Here is an 18,327-nt window from a genome sequence, read left to right on the forward strand (position 1 = left end):
ACCAGCGAGCTTAGATCTCATTCATGCTGGTGTGTGGGGAACATACAAGGAGCTGACGAGTGCAACGAGGCTGCGATCTTTTGATCTTAAAGTTCGAATCGCAGCTCAGGCCAGATCGGCGAGGTGCCGCGCTTCTGCGATTCAAGAATCGCCCGGCACAGCGAGCACAGACGCTGATCCTGGAACACCCGGCGATCAACATTCGACCAGCGCGGTTGCGCCGGCAGCAGAGTGCCGCACAGCGTGCGATCGGCCGAGCCACCGAGTTCCAGCTGCCGCGTCACCAGATGCACCCGCACTTCCTGGCAGGCGAACAGATCCAGCTGCTCGTCAGGCTCGATCAGTTGGTAGGCAAACAGGGACCAGGCAGGACGCGGCATCGGGGGCTCCAAATTAGGGGGCGCCACATTAGCCGAAAGCCTGCCACTAGAAAAGCCTCATAAGAGCGGTTTTAGCGTCGGCCAGACATTTTCCAGCAACTTGCTCTGAGCCCCGGCCGCCGGGTGCAGACCGTCGGCCTGCATCAGGTCCGGATGACCACCGACACCTTCGAGAAAAAACGGCACCAACGGGATGTTTTTCTCTTCGGCGAGCTTGCCGTAAACCTCGGCGAACGAATCGGTGTAGCGCTTGCCATAATTGGGTGGCAACTGCATGCCGAGCAGCAGCACTTTCGCGCCGCTCTGCCGCGAGCTGTCGATCATCGAGGAAAGATTTCGTTGCAATTGCGCTGGCGGCATCCCGCGCAGGCCGTCATTGCCACCCAGCTCGAGGATCACCAACTCCGGCTTATGCTCTGCAAGCAGCGCCGGCAGCCGCGCCTGGCCTCCGGCACTGGTGTCGCCACTGATCGAGGCGTTGACCACTTTATCGTCGAAACCCTCCTGTTTGAGCCGCTGCTCGAGCAGCGACACCCACCCCAGACGGGTATCCAGGCCGAAACCGGCGCTGATACTATCGCCAACGATCAGGACAGTACCCGCCGCTGCGTTCTGGGCCATGCACATCAAGGCCAGGCCAGCACTCAAAAACCATACACGCATCGGATTCTCCATGGGCGCAAGCATTCTCACCGCGAAGAACCTCAGCAAAGTGGTCCCTAGCGCGGAAGGTGAACTGACTATCCTGCACGAACTCAGCCTGGAACTGAACAAGGGCGACAGCCTGGCCATCGTCGGCGCGTCCGGTTCCGGCAAATCCACCCTCCTCGGCCTGCTCGCCGGTCTCGACCTGCCGAGCAGCGGCGAAGTCACCCTCGCCGGCCAGGATCTGAGCAATCTCGACGAAGACCAGCGCGCACGAATCCGCGCCGAGCATGTCGGGTTTGTCTTCCAGTCGTTCCAGTTGCTCGACAGCCTCAATGCGCTGGAAAACGTCATGCTGCCGCTAGAGCTCGATGGCCGCAAAGATGCCCGCGAGCGCGCCACGCAATTGCTTCAGCGCGTCGGCCTTGGCCAGCGCCTGACCCACTCGCCGCGCCAGCTCTCCGGTGGTGAACAGCAGCGCGTGGCCATCGCCCGCGCCTTCGCCGCCGAACCGGACGTGCTGTTCGCCGACGAGCCGACCGGCAACCTCGACAGCCACACCGGCGAGCGCATCAGCGACTTGCTGTTCGAATTGAACAAGGAACGCGGCACCACCCTGGTGCTGGTGACCCACGACGAACGCCTGGCCCATCGCTGCCGGCGCCTGATCCGTCTTGAAGCCGGGCTGCTGGTCGCCCCTCTGGAGCCTTGATGGCACGTCTGCCGCTGTTGCGTCTGTTCAGTCTTGCCCTGCGCCAGCTCATGCGCGATGCCCGCGCCGGAGAGTTGCGCGTGTTGTTCTTTGCGCTGGTGGTGGCCGTCGCGGCGAGCACCGCTATCGGCTATTTCGGCGCCCGCCTCAATGGCGCGATGATGCTGCGCGCTACCGAGTTTCTCGGTGCCGATCTGGTCCTTGAAGGCAGCTCGCCGGCCCGCGAGGAGCAAATCCGCAGCGGCACCGAACTGCGCCTGAATCATGCGCAAGTGGTGGAGTTCTCCAGCGTCATTGCCACCGACAACGGCATTCAGTTATCCAGCATCAAAGCCGTCGACCGTGCCTATCCATTGCGTGGCGAGCTGAAGAGCGCGCCCGCACCTTTTGCCCAGGAAGAAGTCGGCGGCGAACCGCAACCCGGTGAAGCCTGGGTCGAGGCGCGCCTGTTGACCGCGCTGGATCTGAAGATCGGCGACAGCATTGACGTCGGCATGAAGACGCTCAAGCTGACCCGCGTGCTGACCTACGAGCCGGATCGCGCTGGCAACTTCTACAGCCTGACGCCACGGGTGCTGATCAATCTTGACGACCTCGCCGCCACCGGCGTGGTGCAACCGGGCAGCCGGGTGAGTTATCGCGAACTGTGGCGCGGCGAACCGCAGGCGCTGGAAACTTATCGCGAGCTGATCAAACCGGGCCTCGCTGCAAACCAGCGAATCCAGGATGCCCGTGACGGCAACCGACAAATTGGCGGCGCGCTGGGCAAGGCCGAGCGCTACCTGAACATGGCCAGTCTGGTTGCGGTATTGCTGGCTGGCGTAGCCGTGGCGCTGTCAGCCAACCGTTTCGCCAGTCGGCGTTTCGACGCCAGTGCCTTGCTGCGCTGCCTCGGCTTGTCGCGCCGAGAAACCATGGTGCTGTTCAGCCTGCAACTGACGGTGCTCGGCCTGATTGCCGCCATCAGTGGCGCCCTGCTCGGCTGGCTGGCGCAACTGGGGCTGTTCGCCCTGCTGCATGATTTGCTGCCAAGTGACGTGCCGCCGGGTGGCCTGTTTCCGGCGATGGCCGGGATTGGCACCGGGCTGGTGGCGCTGGCTGGTTTTGCCTTGCCGCCTTTGGCTGCACTGGGTCGCGTGCCGCCGCTGCGGGTATTGCGCCGCGACATGCTGCCGATCCCTTCAAGTACGTGGATGGTCTATGGCGCGGCGCTAGGTGCGCTGGGCCTGATCATGTGGCGTCTGAGCCTCGACCTGCTGCTGACCTTCGCCCTGCTCGGCGGTGGCGTGGTCGCCGCGCTGGTGCTGGGCGGCCTGCTGTTGTTGCTGCTGCAAAGCCTGCGCCGGATGCTGGCCCGCGCCTCGTTGCCATGGCGTCTGGGCCTTGGCCAGTTGTTGCGGCATCCATTGGCGGCGGCCGGGCAGTCGCTGGCGTTCGGTCTGATCCTGTTGTCGATGGCGCTGATCGCACTGCTGCGCGGCGAACTGCTCGACACCTGGCAAAACCAGCTACCGAAAAACGCGCCGAACTATTTCGCGCTGAACATCCTCCCGGCTGACAAGCAGGCCTTCGCCGATCATCTGATCAAGGTGTCCGCGCAAGCGGCGCCTTTGTATCCGGTGGTGCCGGGTCGGTTGATCAGCATCAATGGCGAAGCGGTACAACAGATCGTCAGCAAGGACTCCGCCGGTGACCGCGCCATTCAGCGTGACCTGAGCCTGACCTGGGCGGCGGAGCTGCCGGCCGGCAACAAGCTCACCGCCGGCTCGTGGTGGAGCGGTCAGCCGTCCGACGACGTGCCGGGGGTTTCGGTGGAAGGCAAGGTGGCCGAAAGCCTGAAACTCAAACTCGGCGATCACATGGTGTTCAGCGTCGGCGGGGTCAATCGCGAAGCGAAGGTCACCAGCCTGCGCGAGATCAACTGGGACAACTTCCAGCCGAACTTCTTCATGATCTTTCAGCCCGGCACCCTGAAGGATCTGCCGGCGACCTACCTGACCAGTTTCTACCTGGCTCCGGGGCATGATCAGCAGATCGTCGAGCTGTCGCGGACCTTCCCGGCGGTGACCATCCTGCAGGTCGAAGCATTGCTCGAACAGCTGCGCAGCATCCTCGCTCAGGTCACCCTGGCGGTGGAATATGTGTTGTTGTTTGTTCTGGCTGCGGGGATGGCGGTGCTGTTCTCCGGCCTGCAAGCGACGCTGGATGAACGCATCCGTCAGGGTGCGCTGTTGCGCGCGCTGGGCGCCGAGCGGCAGTTGCTGATCAAGGCGCGGCGTATCGAGTTCGGTTTGTTGGGTGCGGTCAGCGGTCTGCTCGCGGCGATCGGTTCGGAGGTGGTCAGTCTGGTGCTGTACCGCTTCGCCTTCGATCTGCCATGGCATCCGCATCCATGGCTGCTGGTGCTGCCGCTGATTGGCGCCGCGCTGATTGGTGGCGCCGGTGTGTTCGGCACGCGTCGGGCGCTGAACGCCAGCCCGCTGACAGTGTTGCGCGAGGGTTGATAGACTCACGCAGTCTTAATCACAAGAAGTCGCCATGAGCCGTTATCGCCCTCCCCGCACCGCTGGCACCGCGCTGATCACCCCCGAGGGTGAAGCGCGGATGCGCGCCGAATTCCATGAGTTGTGGCATGTGCGTCGCCCCCAGGTCACCCAGGCGGTGAGTGAAGCGGCGGCGCAGGGCGATCGTTCGGAAAACGCCGAGTACACCTACGGCAAGAAGATGCTGCGGGAAATCGACAGTCGCGTGCGTTTTCTCACCAAACGCCTGGAAGCGCTCAAGGTGGTCAGCGAAAAACCCAGCGACCCGAACAAGGTCTATTTCGGCGCCTGGGTAACCATCGAAGACGAGGACGGCAAGCAGTCGCGCTACCGCATCGTCGGCCCCGATGAACTGGACCTCAAACAGGGTTTGATCAGCATCGACTCGCCGCTGGCCCGCGCGCTGATCGGCAAGGCACTGGACGCGGAAGTGCGGGTGCAGACGCCGACCGGCGAGCAGTTCGTTTACATCGTTGCGATTGAATATCCGTAAGACCAATCAGCGCCGAGTGATCAGACCCTGCCGTGCAACGCGGGTCAGTTGCTTGATCATCTCCGGCGCATCTTCTGCGCTCGGCGCCTGAATCACCGCCAGATCGAAGCCGTCCGTAGCGAAACGCGCCAGCGACTCGCCGTCGACGACAAACTGGATCAGGAACGCGGCAGGACCGCTGCTGCGACGTGGCCAGCCATCGAGATAACGCAACAGCGTCGGCTGGTGTTTGCCGCCAAGAAGGATTTTCGGGTTGCGCTGGGTGACATGTGCCGTGATCGGCGCGGGACGTGCTGGAGGGCGTAGTGCGTTCATCGTGTCGTGTCTCTGCCTCAAAAGTCTGCATGGCAGGTGAGAGGCAACACCGAACCAGCGCTTTAGCGGTATTTCGAAGCCCTGTTCCGGCTTCTGACGGTAACTGTAGAAGTCACCTGGCGCCCCGCAAGTAGCTGTTTAAATCGGCGCATGGGCAACATCCTAGAGAACGTGACCAACCAGTGTCAAGAATCCCCCGCAACAAAAAAAGGCCCGCACAATGCGGGCCTTTGCCTTGAGCCAGAGCCTTCAACCGGCGATGGCGCGATCCGCCGAGAGCTTGCCGGCACCTTCGATCAGTACCGCGATGCTGCCGGCCAGCAGAGCCAGAGCAAACTCATAACCGTTGTTGGCCATGAACAGACCGTTGCCGATGTGCACCGAGAAGATTGCCACCAGCGAGAGGAACGCCAGACCGAGTGCCGCCGGGCGTGCCAGCAGGCCGATGATCAGCGCCAGACCGGCGAAGAACTCGGTACCGCCGGCCAGCGAGGCCATCAGATAGCCGGGGGTCAGGCCGATGCTTTCCATCCATTGCGCGGTGCCGGCCAGGCCGTAACCACCGAACAGACCAAAGAGTTTCTGCGAACCGTGGGCGGCGAAGATCACGCCGACAGCAATGCGCAGGACAGTCAGGCCGTAACCGGCGCGGGTGAACAGAACCTTGTTGATCAGAGAGCTCATGGTGCATTCCTTGTTGTGCAGAAGTGTTTGTGTGTTTGGGTTGGTCGCTATATTAATCAGTTTATTTCATGTTTAAAGCGCAAAAATTTTGCCATAACAATCGAATTGTTAGATTATTTCCGTGTGACCACTTTCTGCTGCCGGGGCTCGAGCGACTCACGCTCCCGGTCGAATGCCAGGTAATACTTGTTCACGCTATTAACATAGCTGACGGCGCCCATCCCTACCTGCTCCATGGCGATGCGCTCGACCTGGAAGAACCACTGGTTGGGATTGAGGCCACGACGGCGGGCTTCGGCGCGCATGCCCTGCACGCGCTCGGGGCCGATGTTGTACGCGGCGAGGGTGAAGGCCATGCGCTCACGCTCGTTGAGTTTCGGGCTGCTGAAGAACTTGCGGCGGATCATCGCCAGGTACTTGGCGCCGGCCTGCACATTCGCATCGAGATTCTGGATATTGCTCACGCCGACCCGCTGCGCGGCGGACGGAGTGATCTGCATCAGCCCGGTCGGGCCGCTGCCGCTGCGAGCGTTGGGCTGCAGACGCGATTCCTTGAACGCCAGCGCCGCCAGATTGAGCCAGTCCATGTTTTGCGCGTCGGCATGCTTCTGCAGGGTCGGACGGAGTTTTTCCAGACGCTGGCGATCGGCCTTGGCCAGCGGATTGTGCACCTGATACAGGCGTCGATAGATGCGCAGAAACGCCGCGTCTTCGTCCGACGGTTTCTTGTAACCGGTGAGGAAGCGATCGATGCTCGCGCGCAACATCGATGCATCGCGACGCACGAACCAATGCTCCTCGCCCGGCTCGCCGAGGCTCAGTTGCCGATCGAGACGCAGCTTCGGCAGGATCTTGCCCCAACGCTCGGCAATCGGTTGCTCGACAATGGTCAGGTGGAAAATCCCGCCCTGGACCATCTCCAGCACATCTTCGACCGCCAGCGTCGGATCGACCCACTCGATATTGATCGGCGCGAGTTTGTGCAGCGCCAGTTTCTGGTTGAGCTGACTGACCACCTCCCCCGCCGCACTACCGGTGGGCAGCGCCAGGGTTTTGCCGGACAGTTGCTCGACCTTGGTGTAACGGCGCTGGCCCTTGATGCCGACCAGCACCAGCGGCACGTTGCTGGCAATCGGCTCACTGCTGGCCACTGCATAGCCTGATGGCAGATCGAGCAATTCACCGGGCGCGACCATGTCGCCTTCGCCGCGCTGCAAGGCGCCGAGCAATTGATCCTTGGCTTTGGGAATGATCTTGAGGGTGACTTCCTGGCCGTCACGAGCATGGCCATTGAGGTATTGCTCGAACGCGCGCAATCGGTGGTACTCGACACCGATGGCTTGGCCCTGGACTTCGCCGGAGCTGTTGCGGCTCTGATTGACCAACACTCGCAACACGCGGCTGCTGCGAATGTCCGAGAGGTCGCGAACCTTGCTCGCCGGCACGGCTTGCAGCGGCCCGGGCAGGCGCGCGACCGCCGTCATCGGCAGCAGCAACGCAGCACACAACAGCAGCAGAACCGAGGGACGATGCATCCACTCTCCGAAAAGAATACGGGGCGATTCGTCGCAAAAAAGACGACATCACCGACGAAAACAGAGCGCTCTGAGCGCTGGTAAAGTGCGAGAGACTGGCACAGTGATGGCATCGTCGCCACCCCGGAGTTCTTCGCGGCCTCAACAGACAGCCATAAGTCTTTGTAGTTCTTGGCTTTTCTTATAAATCTACAGCTCTGATATGCTTTCCGGCCTTCGGCCCGAGGTAGCACCATGCAACTCATCGATATCGGCGTCAACCTGACCAACCCCAGTTTCGCCGACAAACACCAGGCCGTGCTCGACCGCGCCTACGCCGCCGGCGTCTGCCAACTGGTGCTGACTGGCACCAGCGTCGAGGGCAGCGAGCAGGCGCTGGAACTGTGCCAGCAACTGGATGAAAGTGGCCAACGGCTGTTCGCCACCGCCGGCATCCACCCGCATTCCGCCAGCGACTGGAACGCTGACAGTGCGCGTCGCCTGCGCAGTCTGTTGAACGAATCCAGTGTCGTCGCGGTGGGCGAATGCGGGCTGGATTTCAACCGCGACTTCTCCCCGCGCCCGCAACAGGAAAAGGTCCTTGAAGAACATCTGGCGCTGGCCGTCGAGCTGCAATTGCCGGTGTTCCTGCACGAGCGCGATGCCAGTCAGCGCCTGCTGGAGATCCTCAAGGACTTCCGCGATCAACTGCCGGCGGCGGTGGTGCACTGCTTCACTGGCGAGCAAAAGGCCTTGTTCAGCTACCTCGATCTGGATCTGCACATCGGCATCACCGGCTGGATCTGCGACGAGCGCCGGGGCACGCATCTGCATCCGCTGGTCAAAGAGATCAAAGCGGGACGGCTGATGCTGGAAAGCGACGCGCCATATCTGCTGCCGCGCACGTTGCGGCCGAAGCCGAAAAACGGCCGCAACGAACCGGCGTATCTGAGCGAAGTGCTGCGCGAGGTTGCGTTGCATCGCGGCGAGACCGAGGAAGCGCTGGCCGCACATACCACTGCGTGTGCCCGGGCGTTTTTTAACCTCCCCATTCTCCCCTGACTGCACACGTCCCCTGCTCGCGAAGGCGGTGGATCAGCTACAAATGCGCTGAATGACGCAGCGCTTTCGCGAGCAGGCTCGCTCCCACAATAGATCTCGGCATCTGTTGATTCATATCAAAACTCCCGAATCTGCATAGCGGCACAATAATGGCACCTTGCCAAAACTGTTTCCGCTATCAGAGAAGACCTCCATGGGTGCCTGGCTTAGCAATATCTCGCTGAAATACAAATTCTGGGCGGTCAACGCGGTCGCCTTTGTCACCACCCTGCTGCTCGTACTGTACGCCGTGCACCTCGAACAACAGGCCCGCAGCCATGCCGCGCAGGTGTCCGCGCAGGCGCAGGCGCAGTTGCTCAAGGCCTGGCCGACCGGGCAAGCTTTGCCCAAATCCGCCCAGGTGCTGACCTTCAAGCGCGGTGAAGCGCCGCGTCTCAATGATCAACCGTTGCTGGAAATCAGCGGCAGCAACGGCTGGAACGCCATCAATGAAATGCCGCTGTTCGGTGACGACCCGTTGATGGGCGCCGAAGTGTTCAGCCGTGCCGACGGTGAGCAAGTGGCGGTCATCGCCTATGCCCCGAGCTTGAGCCAGGTGTTTAGCGAGCGTTTCGCCAACTATGCGCTGGCGGTCTTCGTCTTGATGCTGGCAATGCTCGGCGCTTCGCAACTGCTGATCCGCTTTCTGCTCAGCCAGCTCAACACGTTGAAAGACGTGATGTTGCATGTTGAAAAAACCGGCGACCTCTCCGCTCGCGTGCCGCTGGCAGGCAAGGACGAAGTCGGGCAGATGGCCAATGCCTTCAACGCCATGCAGGCCGGTTATCAACGCGTCGTAACCACCGTTGCCAGCACCGCGCGACAACTGGATGACGGCGCTGCGCGGCTGGCCTCGAGCATGAATGATGTGCGTCACGGCATGCTCGGCCAGCAGAGCGAAACCGACCAGGCTGCCACCGCGATCAACGAAATGACCGCCACCGTTTATCACATCGCGCAACACGCCGGCGCCACCCGCGATCTATCGAAAACCGCCGATGGCCTCGCCGGCAGCGGTCAGCAGGTGGTGGCGCGGGTGCAGCAGTCGATTGCCGGGTTATCCAACGGCGTGCAGCAGACGGCAGAAATGATTCAACGCCTGGCCGAGGACAGCCAGAAGATCAACGGCGTGGTCAGCGTGATTCACAGCATTGCTGAACAGACCAATCTGCTCGCGCTGAATGCGGCGATCGAAGCGGCCCGCGCCGGGGAGATGGGGCGCGGCTTTGCCGTGGTCGCCGATGAAGTGCGCAACCTCGCCAAGCGCGTGCAGGCGTCCACCGACGAGATCACCGGCATGATCGCCGCGTTGCAGGCTGGCACCCGCGATGCGGTGGATTTCATGCAGGAGAGTTCGTACAAGGCCGACGACTGCGTGCAGCAGGCGCAGGAGGCTGGCGCGGCGCTGGCGGAAATCACCGGAGCGGTGGCGCAGATGCGCGAAAGCAACACGCAGATTGCCGTGGCGGCGGAACAGCAGAGTCAGGTTGCCGAGGAGATGAACCGGGCGGTGGTGAGTATTCGTGACGTGACTGAAAATACCGTGCAGCAGACGGTGGATTCGGCGACGACCAGTAACGAGCTGGCGACGTTGGCCGGGGAGCTGAACAAGGCGATAGGTCAGTTGAAATTGTGAGTCCGCTTTCGCGAGCAGGCTCGCTCCCACATGCACCATTGAATCAATGTGGGAGCGAGCCTGCTCGCGAAGGCGTCAGAGGCATCTACATCGAATCCTGCGATGACGGCTATCACTTCAATAGCCAACCTTGATTCGCCGCCCTCCGCGCCCGGGCCTATTCTTCAAGCATGTGTTCAACATGGATCGAGGAGTAGCAAACATGGGCAAACGTCACCCCAACCTTCCCGCGTGGCAATGGCGCGCTTACCCGGGCAATCATCAGCATCCGACCAATCTGGTTCTGCACTTGATTGCCGTGCCGTTGTTCATCGTGGCGTTCTTGCTGATCGTGTCGGGGGTGTTCAGCCTGAGTCTGGCCAACGTCGCCATCGGCGTGATCGGTATCGTCGCGGCGCTGGGTCTGCAGCGCCACGGCCACGGCCTGGAGGCGCAAGCCTCCGAGCCGTTCAGTGATCGCAAAGATGCCGTGTCACGTTTGCTGGTCGAGCAGTTTCTGACCTTTCCGCGGTTCTTTCTCAGCGGTGGCTGGTGGCGCGCCTGGCGTGAGCGTCACCGTCGGCATTGAGTCAGGCGAAGATCGTCACGGTCTGCCGACTCATGGCAATCAACTCTCCCTTCGCACTCCACAACTTCGCGGCGACATGGCCGTAGCCGTCGGCTGCGTATTCGATGTCGGCCAGGTATTGGCACCAGTCCAGCGTGCTCAAGTCGTGTAACGGCTGCACGAATTCGATGGTCCAGGTCAGCGTGCTACCCGGCGCCGGTTTCTTCAGATACGGCAACAGCGCCGGCGGCCAGGCATCCACCAGCGCCAGCAGATGCGCCTCATTGACCGGCTCCTCTTTGACATCCCCACGCAACCGCACCCAGCCGCCCATCAAGCGCGAGGCCGTGCCGGAGAACGGAATGCCGCCGACGCTCCAGCGCATCGCCAGATGGCGCATGAATTCCGGGGTCACACCTTTGATGTAGGGCAGCTCCTGGCATTCGTCCCAGTGCTTCATCGTTGGCGCCGGGTAGGCTTCGACGGCGACTTCCGAAGGCCGCGAGGCACCGAAGCTGCCCTGAATGATCGTCACCACCTGACCATTCTGCATGGCGCGGCCCAACACCTGGCTGACGGCTTTGCCTTCACGCAGCACATCGACTTCGAAACTCACCGGCACCTCCGGCTCGACCGGACCGACAAAGGTAATCGCCAGCGAACGCACGGGGCGCTCCGTCGGCACCCTGGCGCGCATGGCTTCAAATTGCAGCGCGGCCACCAGCCCGCCAAAACTGGCGCGGCCCTGCCCCCATTCGGCGGGGATCGTCACTTCAGGTTGTTGGCGGACAGCATCGAGCAGATCGCAAAAGCGCATGGCAACCTCGGAAAACGAGAAAGGAATGCGCGGATCTTACCCAGCCCCGGGCGGCGGCGCAGCGTCTATTCCGGTCAAATGGGCTGACAGATAGGCCTTGGCCCGATTCCTTCAAGCGACAAATCACCTTGTGGGAGCGAGCCCTGCTCGCGAAAGCGGTCGATCAGTCGACAACGATTGCGACTGACACGGCCCCTTCGCGAGCAGGCTCGCTCCCACAGGGGAACAGAGCCATCTTCAGGAGTGTTTGAAACACGTCGCGCTGAGCTTCTCCAGCACTTGATCGGCCTTCAGCTCTGCCTTGATCAACCCGGCCTGCCAGGTGGCCACGCACGGTTGCAGATCGGCTTCCTGCTCGGCGCGGGCCAGCCATTGCCAGCAATCGTGCCAATCGCCCAGTGCGCCTTGCGCCGATTTCAGGCGTTTGTAAGCCGGTTTCGGCAAGCGATCCAGCTCGGGATAGGCTTCGATGCCATAGCGTACGCGCTTGATCAGCAGGCGCAGACGATGGCGGTCATGGGCGGGATCGTGCAGCGCCGCATCGAGCTTCTGCCATTGTTTGCCCAAGCGTTTTTCAATGCGTTTATCCAGATCCTTGAGCAGACCCTGACGCTGCGACGCGCGCAAGAATCGTGGAAAGGCGTCGAGAATCATCAGCAGCGAAGCCAGTTCCGCACTCGCCGCCAGCGCCGGATACGCCTCGGCCATTTGCGCCAGACGCCGCTGCGCAGCCTCGGGTTGTTCATGCTCGAGCAGATACGCCGCCAACACTTCGCGATCACGCCACGGCGTGGTCAGATCACCCACTGCCGAAGCCGCCGCCTCCAGTTGCTCGACTCCCGGCAAGCCGCGCAACGGCCGCAACAGACTGCGCAAGCGCCGCACCGTAGTGCGCAAATCATGCAGCGCCTCGGGATCAGTGCGCGCAGTCAAGCGCGCCTGACATGCCAGCAGCCGCACATCCAGGCTCAAAACATGAGCCACCAAGCGATCGATCATGGGGGTCTACTCCGTAGACAGCTGCAAGCTTCTAGCTACAAGCTTCAAGCTGAATGGGGTCGCTTTGAGCTTGCCGCTTGCAGCTTGAAACTTGCAGCTGCTTTTTTAACGTCCTGCGCGGGATTCGCGGATGTAGAAGCGGGCTTTTTCGGCTTTCTTGCTGCAGCCTTCAAAGCCTTCGAATTGTTGCTGGGTCTTGGCGGCGGTCAGCAGCGACAGCGCTTTGGAATAGCTGACGGTGCCGGCGAAGCCTTCAGCCTTGGCCAGGTCCAGTTCGTGCCAGGCCGCGTCGAGTTGGCTGCCGCAGCTGTCGCGGTACGCGGTTTTGCCGGCGCAACCGGCCAGAACCAGAGCCATCAACGGTACACAGATCCAGGCTTTCATCACTCACACCTCAAGGTAGGTCAACAGTCGTGCAGGTAAGACGGTCAAGCGGCGAAAAAGTGCCTCGCTGACCGGTCAAACCACGTGGCGCAGAGCATAGCGCGCAAGCGTGCGCCGCGAACGAAAAACGACGTCACCGCTTCGCGCAACGACCTTGGCGATTGAGCCGCTTGGCCGATGCGTGCATTGTGCAGGCTTGTCGGGAGGAAGTTTGATGAAAAAGCGTGTCGCACTGGTGCTGGGCTCCGGTGGCGCCCGGGGCTATGCCCATATCGGCGTTATCGAAGAAATTGAAAAACGCGGCTACGACATCGCCTGCATTGCCGGTTGTTCGATGGGCGCGGTGGTCGGCGGGATCTATGCCGCCGGCAAACTGGATGAGTACCGGCGCTGGATCGAAAGCCTTGATTACCTCGACGTGCTGCGCCTGGTCGATGTGAGTTTCCGTCTCGGCGCGATTCGCGGTGAAAAGGTCTTCGGGCAGATTCGCAAGATCGTCGGCGAGATCAACATCGAAGACCTGCGCATCCCCTACACCGCCGTCGCCGCCGACCTGACCAACCAGCAGGAAATCTGGTTTCAGGAAGGCTGCCTGCATCAGGCCATGCGCGCCTCGGCGGCGATTCCCAGCCTGTTTACCCCGGTGATGCAGGGCAACCGCATGCTGGTCGACGGCGGCATTCTCAATCCGTTGCCGATCGTTCCGGTGGTGTCGAGCCATTGCGACCTGATCATCGCGGTCAACCTCAACGCCACCAATCAGCGCCAGTACAAATTGCCGGTGATCGAGCGGCCTGCAGCGTTTCGTTCGCGCTTCGACAGCCTGATCAAATCCATGGGTTCGAAGTTGCCATTCCGGCGTAAACAGGCCGAGCAATTGTTGAAGCTGGAACAGGAAGCCTTGCGCGCCGAGGCGGCGGAGATCAATCCGTGGCTCGAGGGCGTCGAACCGGAAAGCCAGCAACCGGCCGCCGCCCCGGAACGCGAAGGCGCACCGAAATCCGCCACCGGTTCGTTCATCATCGATAACGTCGGGCCGGCGTCGTTGCTGGATCTGATCAACCAGAGTTTCGAGGTGATGCAGACCTCACTGGCGCAGTACAAGATTGCCGGGTATCCGCCGGATATCCTGATCAACGTGCCGAAGCGGGTGTGCCGGTTTTTCGAGTTCTACAAGGCCCCGGAGTTGATCGCGCTGGGGCGGGAGATTGCCAGTGATACGCTGGATCGGTATGAGCAGGAGCAGGGTTGATCTGATGCGGATTTTTCGGAATATTTGATGGCCTCTTCGCGAGCAGGCTCGCTCCCACATTTGAAATGCATTCCCCTGTGGGAGCGAGCCTGCTCGCGAAAGCGTCAGCTCAGCCAGCTTCACTCAACAACCGATACCCAACCCCCGCCTCAGTCACGATAAACCGTGGCCGGGTCGGGTCATCCGCCAGTTTCTGCCGCAGATGCCCGACCACGATGCGCAGATAATGACTGTCCTCGGTGTGCGTCGGCCCCCAGATATCCTTGAGCAATTGCTGCTGGGTGATCACCCGCCCCGGATGCCGCGCCAGTTGCGCGAGCACCGCATATTCCTTGCGGGTCAGGGCGACTTCGGCGCCGTCGAGCAGCACGCGCCGATAGGCCAGATCCACGGTCAACGGGCCGAAACTCAGCGCCGCCGGCTGCGCCTCCCCCGCCGGTGCCTGGCGCAACAACGCGCGAACCCGGGCGAGGAATTCCTGGATCCCGAACGGTTTGGTCACGTAGTCGTTCGCGCCGCCATCCAGCGCTTCGACCTTCTGCCCTTCACTGGCGCGCACCGACAGCACCAGCACTGGCGTGGTCGCCCACTCGCGCAGTTCGCGCAGGACCTGCTGACCGTCCATGTCCGGCAGGCCGAGATCAAGCACCACCAGGTCCGGTTTGCTCAGCGCAGCTTGCGCCAGGCCTTCAGCGCCGGTGCCGGCTTCGAGCACTTTGTAGCCTTGTGAAGCGAGGCTGATGCGCAGGAATTTGCGGATCTGCGGTTCGTCGTCGATGACCAAAATGGTCGCGGTCTGGCTCATGAATTCACATCAACACAATAGATTGGCAAGAGAGTAGCGCAGTCGACTTCAAGCTTCACCGTCCATCCCCGGTTGCGCCTGCAACGGCAGATGCAAGGTGATGCAGGTGCCACGCCCGTCGATGCCGTCAGCCACGGAGATACGCCCGCCGTGGGCGCCGACCATGCCCTGACAGATCGCCAGTCCCAACCCCGTGCCCTGCCCGCCGCGATCACCGCGCGCGGCGGTGTAGAACATGTCGAAAATCTTCGCTCGGTCGTCTTCAGGGATCCCCGGGCCTTCATCGCTGACCGAAAAGAAAATCTCCTGCTCATCGGCGCCGGCGCGCAGTTGCAGGCGACCGTGGCTGGGCGAAAATCGCGCGGCGTTTTCCAGCACGTTAACCAGCGCCTGCTCGATCAACGCCGCGTGCACATAGAGCAACGGCAGCTCGGCCGGCACTTCGGTGCTGACCTGCAGCGGCGCCAGCACGGCGCGCAGGCGATTGAGCGAACTGCCGACGATATCGGCCGGCGATACCCAGTCCCGCGCCAGCTTCAAGGCGCCGTGGCCGAGGCGGGTCATGTCGAGCAGGTTCTGAATGTAGCGGTCGAGGCGTTCGGCCTCATCGCGGGTGCCTTCAAGAAGCTCGCGGCGATCCTCCAGCGGGATCGCTTCGCCGAGGGCCAACAGGCTGTCGATGCTGCCGCGCATGGCCGTCAGCGGCGTGCGCAAATCGTGGGACACCGAGGCCAGCAAAGCGCTGCGCAACTGTTCGGTTTCGCCGTGCAGACGCGCCGCTTCGAGGTCATCGGCCAATTGCGCGCGGGCCAGGGCTTGCGCCAACGGCTGGCTCAGCGCAGTGAGCAAACGTCGGCGCTGACCACTCAAGCTCTGGCCTTCTTTGGCGCAAACACCGAGCAACGCCAGCGGCCCGTCCTCGACCGACAACGGCCACCACCACCAACGCCCCAGCGGCAAGGTACCGGTGCCCTTGCCCGCCGGTTGATCGTGTTGCCAGGCCCAATCGGCGGCGGCGCGTTCGGCCTCGGTGAATTGCAGCGGCCCGCCGGTTTCGACTTTCCAGCCGCCCTGGCCGTCGCGGTTGAGCAAGCACAACTGCATATCGCTCCAGCCTTCGAGGTGCTGCGCGGCAGCGCTGATCACGGCTTGGCGATCCGTCGCGGCGGTGAGTTTGCGCGACAGGTCGAGCAGTTCGCTGGTCTCTTCCTGGGTATCGCGCAAAGCCTGCAACTGCCGCCGCTGACGCGCCGCAAGGTTGCCGGTGAGCGCCGCCATCAACAGGAAGAACAGCAGCGTCAGCACGTCTTCTTCGCGCTGAATGCTGAACGAGAAATTCGGCGGGATGAATAGAAAATCGTAGGTGAGAAACGACAACGCCGCACAGGCCAGCGCCGGGCCGAGGCTACTGCGCACCGCCACCAGCAACACCGCCGCGAGAAACACCAGCGAGATGTTCGGCAACGGCAACACACTCGACACCGCCCAAGCCAAGGCCGTGGCCAACAACGTCGCGACCAGCGCCAGCGCATAGTCGAACCACACCAGCGTAACTGAATTGCGCGGGCGCGGTTGGTGCTGCTCGTGATCACTGTCGAGCACGTTGATTTCCAGACCGTGCGCCTGACGCAGCAGGCGCGCCGCCAGACCACCGCCGAACAGTCGACGGCGCAACCGTGGCCGCGACTGGCCGACCAGCAACAGACTGGCACGGCGTTCGGCGGCGTGTTGAATCAGGGTTTTCGCCACTTCGCCGGCCCGCAACAGCACCACTTCGCCACCGAGGCGTTCGGCCAGTTGCTGGGCGCTTTGCAGGCGCAACCGCGATTGCTCGTCACGGGCACTGCCGTTGTCGACGTGCACCAGACTCCACGGCAGATGCCGGCGCTGGGCGACGCGGCTGGCGTGACGCACCAGCCGCTCGGCCTGCGCATCGCCATCGATGCCGACCAACAACCGCCCGCGCACCGCCGGCGCGGCCTGGCCGAGTTGGCGATAGCCTTGGGCCAGATCGTTGTCGACCTGCGCGGCAGCGGTCTGCATTGCCAGTTCACGCAGTGCGGTGAGATTGGTCTGGGTGAAAAAAGCATCGATCGCAGCGCGGGCCTGTTCCGGCACGTAGACCTTGCCTTCGCGCAGACGCTCGAGCAATTCACGCGGCGGCAGGTCGATCAGCAGCAGCTCGAAGGCTTCCTGCAGGACCCAGTCCGGCAGGGTTTCGCGCACCTGCACGCCAGTGATGCCGCGCACCTGATCGTTGAGGCTTTCCAGGTGCTGGACGTTGACCGTGGTGAACACGTCGATGCCGGCGGCGAGCAGTTCCTGAATGTCTTGCCAGCGCTTGGCGTGACGGCTGCCGGGGGCGTTGCTGTGAGCCAGTTCATCGACCAGCACCAGTTTCGGCTTGGCCGCGAGAATGCCGTCGAGGTCCATTTCTTCAAGCAGCACGCCACGGTATTCGCTGCGCACCAGTGGTTGCTGCGGCAGGCCACCGAGCAAGGCTTCGGTTTCGGCGCGGCCATGGGTTTCGACCACACCGGCCAGGACCTTTACGCCCTGGCGCAGTTGCGTGTGGGCAGCCTGGAGCATGGCGTAGGTCTTGCCGACCCCGGGGGCTGCGCCGAGGAAAACCTTGAGCCGGCCACGGCCATCGCGGGGCAGGTCTGCTAACAATGCGTCGGCGCGGCCGGAGTCGCTCATGCTTGATGTCTCTCTTCCTGATGATCGTTCCCACGCTCTGCGTGGGAATGCAGCCCGGGACGCTCTGCGTCCCATAAAAGCAGACGCAGAGCGTCTATTGATGCATTCCCACGCAGAGCGAGGGAACGATCGGTATCAACTGAATTACAGGTTTTGCAGTGCCAGGTTCAGCTCCAGCACATTCACCACCGGCGGCCCCACCAGCGGTTGTTCGATGTGCTTATCGAGCAATTGCTGCAAGGTCGACACCGGCAGGTTGCGCGCCGCCGCGACACGCGCCAGTTGATAGGCAATTGCCGCCGGTGGCAAGTGCGGATCGAGGCCGCTGGCGGAGGTGGTCAGCAAGGCCAATGGCACCGGCCCCTGCCCAGCGACTTGTTGTTTTTGCGCGTCTTCGATTACGCGGGTCGCGAGGGCCGGATTGCTCGGCGCGAGGTTGCTGGCGCCGCTGGCGACGGTGGCAAAAGCCCCGGCGGACGGCCGTGGGTGGAACCAGTTGTCGCCGCTGAAATCCTGAGCAATCAGCGCCGAGCCTCGGACTTTGCCGTCAGCGTCGTGGATCAGGCTGCCATTGGCCTGAGCCGGGAAAGCGACTTGGGCGATGCCGGTAACCGCTAGTGGATAGGCGACGCCGGTGATCAGGGTCATCAGCGCCAACAGGGTCAGGGCCGGGCGTATCATTGTGGACATTTCAAGATCCTCAAATTCGTTGGACAAACTTTTGCCGGGTGTCAGGGAGATCTTTTCCCCCTCACCCCAGCCCTCTCCCCCAAGGGGGCGAGGGGGAAAGGGAGCCGATC

The 18,327-nt window shown here is 62.4% G+C and carries 18 protein-coding genes; 7 read left to right on the forward strand and 11 right to left on the reverse strand.

Features of this window, described 5'->3' with window-relative positions:
- Window positions 1-86: 86 nt before the first annotated feature.
- Together D8U61_RS25590 and D8U61_RS25595 are read right to left on the reverse strand one after the other, a co-directional pair.
- Complete coding sequence (locus D8U61_RS25590) at window positions 87-380, reverse strand: hypothetical protein (RefSeq protein ID WP_016770881.1); 294 nt, start codon at window positions 378-380, stop codon at window positions 87-89.
- 57 nt (window positions 381-437) lie between these two features.
- Entirely contained in the window at window positions 438-1,043 is a 606-nt protein-coding gene (locus tag D8U61_RS25595) for an arylesterase (protein WP_168772679.1), read from the reverse strand.
- A 10-nt stretch (window positions 1,044-1,053) separates the two neighbouring features.
- Here D8U61_RS25595 and D8U61_RS25600 point away from each other — a divergent pair, with 10 nt between their 5' ends.
- From D8U61_RS25600 to greB, 3 genes are read left to right on the forward strand one after another with little or no spacing between them, the layout of a single operon-like run.
- On the forward strand, window positions 1,054-1,737 hold the full coding sequence (locus D8U61_RS25600) for an ABC transporter ATP-binding protein (RefSeq protein WP_076563730.1): 684 nt from the start codon (window positions 1,054-1,056) through the stop codon (window positions 1,735-1,737).
- On the forward strand, window positions 1,737-4,241 hold the full coding sequence (locus D8U61_RS25605) for an ABC transporter permease (protein ID WP_130927884.1): 2,505 nt from the start codon (window positions 1,737-1,739) through the stop codon (window positions 4,239-4,241). Before D8U61_RS25600 ends, D8U61_RS25605 begins: the two co-directional genes overlap by 1 nt.
- Before the next feature lie 34 nt (window positions 4,242-4,275).
- Entirely contained in the window at window positions 4,276-4,773 is a 498-nt protein-coding gene (gene greB, locus D8U61_RS25610; RefSeq protein ID WP_071173132.1) for a transcription elongation factor GreB, read from the forward strand.
- Between the two features lie 6 nt (window positions 4,774-4,779).
- On the opposite strand, the gene D8U61_RS25615 is transcribed toward greB, so the two are convergent.
- The 3 genes from D8U61_RS25615 to D8U61_RS25625 form a co-directional block, all read right to left on the reverse strand.
- On the reverse strand, window positions 4,780-5,088 hold the full coding sequence (locus D8U61_RS25615) for a class I SAM-dependent methyltransferase (protein WP_130927885.1): 309 nt from the start codon (window positions 5,086-5,088) through the stop codon (window positions 4,780-4,782).
- Window positions 5,089-5,337: 249 nt separating this feature from the next.
- Window positions 5,338-5,772 carry a DoxX family protein gene (locus D8U61_RS25620; RefSeq protein WP_016770887.1) on the reverse strand — a complete coding sequence of 145 codons (435 nt, stop codon included), beginning with the start codon at window positions 5,770-5,772 and terminating at the stop codon, window positions 5,338-5,340.
- Between the two features lie 113 nt (window positions 5,773-5,885).
- Window positions 5,886-7,307: a transglycosylase SLT domain-containing protein gene (locus tag D8U61_RS25625; protein WP_016770888.1), complete on the reverse strand. Its 1,422-nt coding sequence runs from the start codon at window positions 7,305-7,307 to the stop codon at window positions 5,886-5,888.
- Window positions 7,308-7,541: 234 nt separating this feature from the next.
- Here D8U61_RS25625 and D8U61_RS25630 point away from each other — a divergent pair, with 234 nt between their 5' ends.
- From D8U61_RS25630 to D8U61_RS25640, 3 genes are all read left to right on the forward strand, one after another.
- On the forward strand, window positions 7,542-8,348 hold the full coding sequence (locus D8U61_RS25630; RefSeq protein WP_130927886.1) for a TatD family hydrolase: 807 nt from the start codon (window positions 7,542-7,544) through the stop codon (window positions 8,346-8,348).
- A 193-nt stretch (window positions 8,349-8,541) separates the two neighbouring features.
- On the forward strand, window positions 8,542-10,023 hold the full coding sequence (locus tag D8U61_RS25635; RefSeq protein WP_130927887.1) for a methyl-accepting chemotaxis protein: 1,482 nt from the start codon (window positions 8,542-8,544) through the stop codon (window positions 10,021-10,023).
- A gap of 202 nt (window positions 10,024-10,225) precedes the next feature.
- Window positions 10,226-10,591: an Mpo1-like protein gene (locus tag D8U61_RS25640; protein ID WP_130927888.1), complete on the forward strand. Its 366-nt coding sequence runs from the start codon at window positions 10,226-10,228 to the stop codon at window positions 10,589-10,591.
- 1 nt (window position 10,592) lies between these two features.
- On the opposite strand, the gene D8U61_RS25645 is transcribed toward D8U61_RS25640, so the two are convergent.
- The 3 genes from D8U61_RS25645 to D8U61_RS25655 form a co-directional block, all read right to left on the reverse strand.
- Window positions 10,593-11,387 (reverse strand): acyl-CoA thioesterase domain-containing protein, encoded by a 795-nt coding sequence (locus D8U61_RS25645; protein WP_073472411.1) that lies wholly within the window; start codon window positions 11,385-11,387, stop codon window positions 10,593-10,595.
- A gap of 237 nt (window positions 11,388-11,624) precedes the next feature.
- Window positions 11,625-12,386 (reverse strand): CHAD domain-containing protein, encoded by a 762-nt coding sequence (locus D8U61_RS25650; RefSeq protein WP_130888503.1) that lies wholly within the window; start codon window positions 12,384-12,386, stop codon window positions 11,625-11,627.
- 105 nt (window positions 12,387-12,491) lie between these two features.
- Window positions 12,492-12,770, reverse strand: a complete 279-nt coding sequence (locus D8U61_RS25655; RefSeq protein WP_016770894.1) for a hypothetical protein — start codon at window positions 12,768-12,770, stop codon at window positions 12,492-12,494.
- Between the two features lie 214 nt (window positions 12,771-12,984).
- On the opposite strand from D8U61_RS25655, the gene D8U61_RS25660 reads away from it, so the two are divergent.
- A complete protein-coding gene (locus tag D8U61_RS25660; RefSeq protein ID WP_039759961.1) occupies window positions 12,985-14,022 on the forward strand; it encodes a patatin-like phospholipase family protein in 1,038 nt (345 codons plus the stop codon).
- Between the two features lie 109 nt (window positions 14,023-14,131).
- Here the strand turns inward: D8U61_RS25660 and D8U61_RS25665 are convergent, their stop codons facing one another.
- The 3 genes from D8U61_RS25665 to kdpC form a co-directional block, all read right to left on the reverse strand.
- Window positions 14,132-14,827: a response regulator gene (locus tag D8U61_RS25665; protein WP_016770895.1), complete on the reverse strand. Its 696-nt coding sequence runs from the start codon at window positions 14,825-14,827 to the stop codon at window positions 14,132-14,134.
- 48 nt (window positions 14,828-14,875) lie between these two features.
- Window positions 14,876-17,527: a sensor histidine kinase KdpD gene (locus D8U61_RS25670; protein ID WP_130927889.1), complete on the reverse strand. Its 2,652-nt coding sequence runs from the start codon at window positions 17,525-17,527 to the stop codon at window positions 14,876-14,878.
- Window positions 17,528-17,671: 144 nt separating this feature from the next.
- Complete coding sequence (gene kdpC / locus D8U61_RS25675) at window positions 17,672-18,217, reverse strand: potassium-transporting ATPase subunit KdpC (protein WP_041478316.1); 546 nt, start codon at window positions 18,215-18,217, stop codon at window positions 17,672-17,674.
- Between the last annotated feature and the right edge of the window lie 110 nt (window positions 18,218-18,327).

Origin of the sequence: Pseudomonas sp. Sample_14 (genome assembly GCF_004307515.1) — a bacterium.
GTDB lineage: Bacteria > Pseudomonadota > Gammaproteobacteria > Pseudomonadales > Pseudomonadaceae > Aquipseudomonas > Aquipseudomonas atacamensis.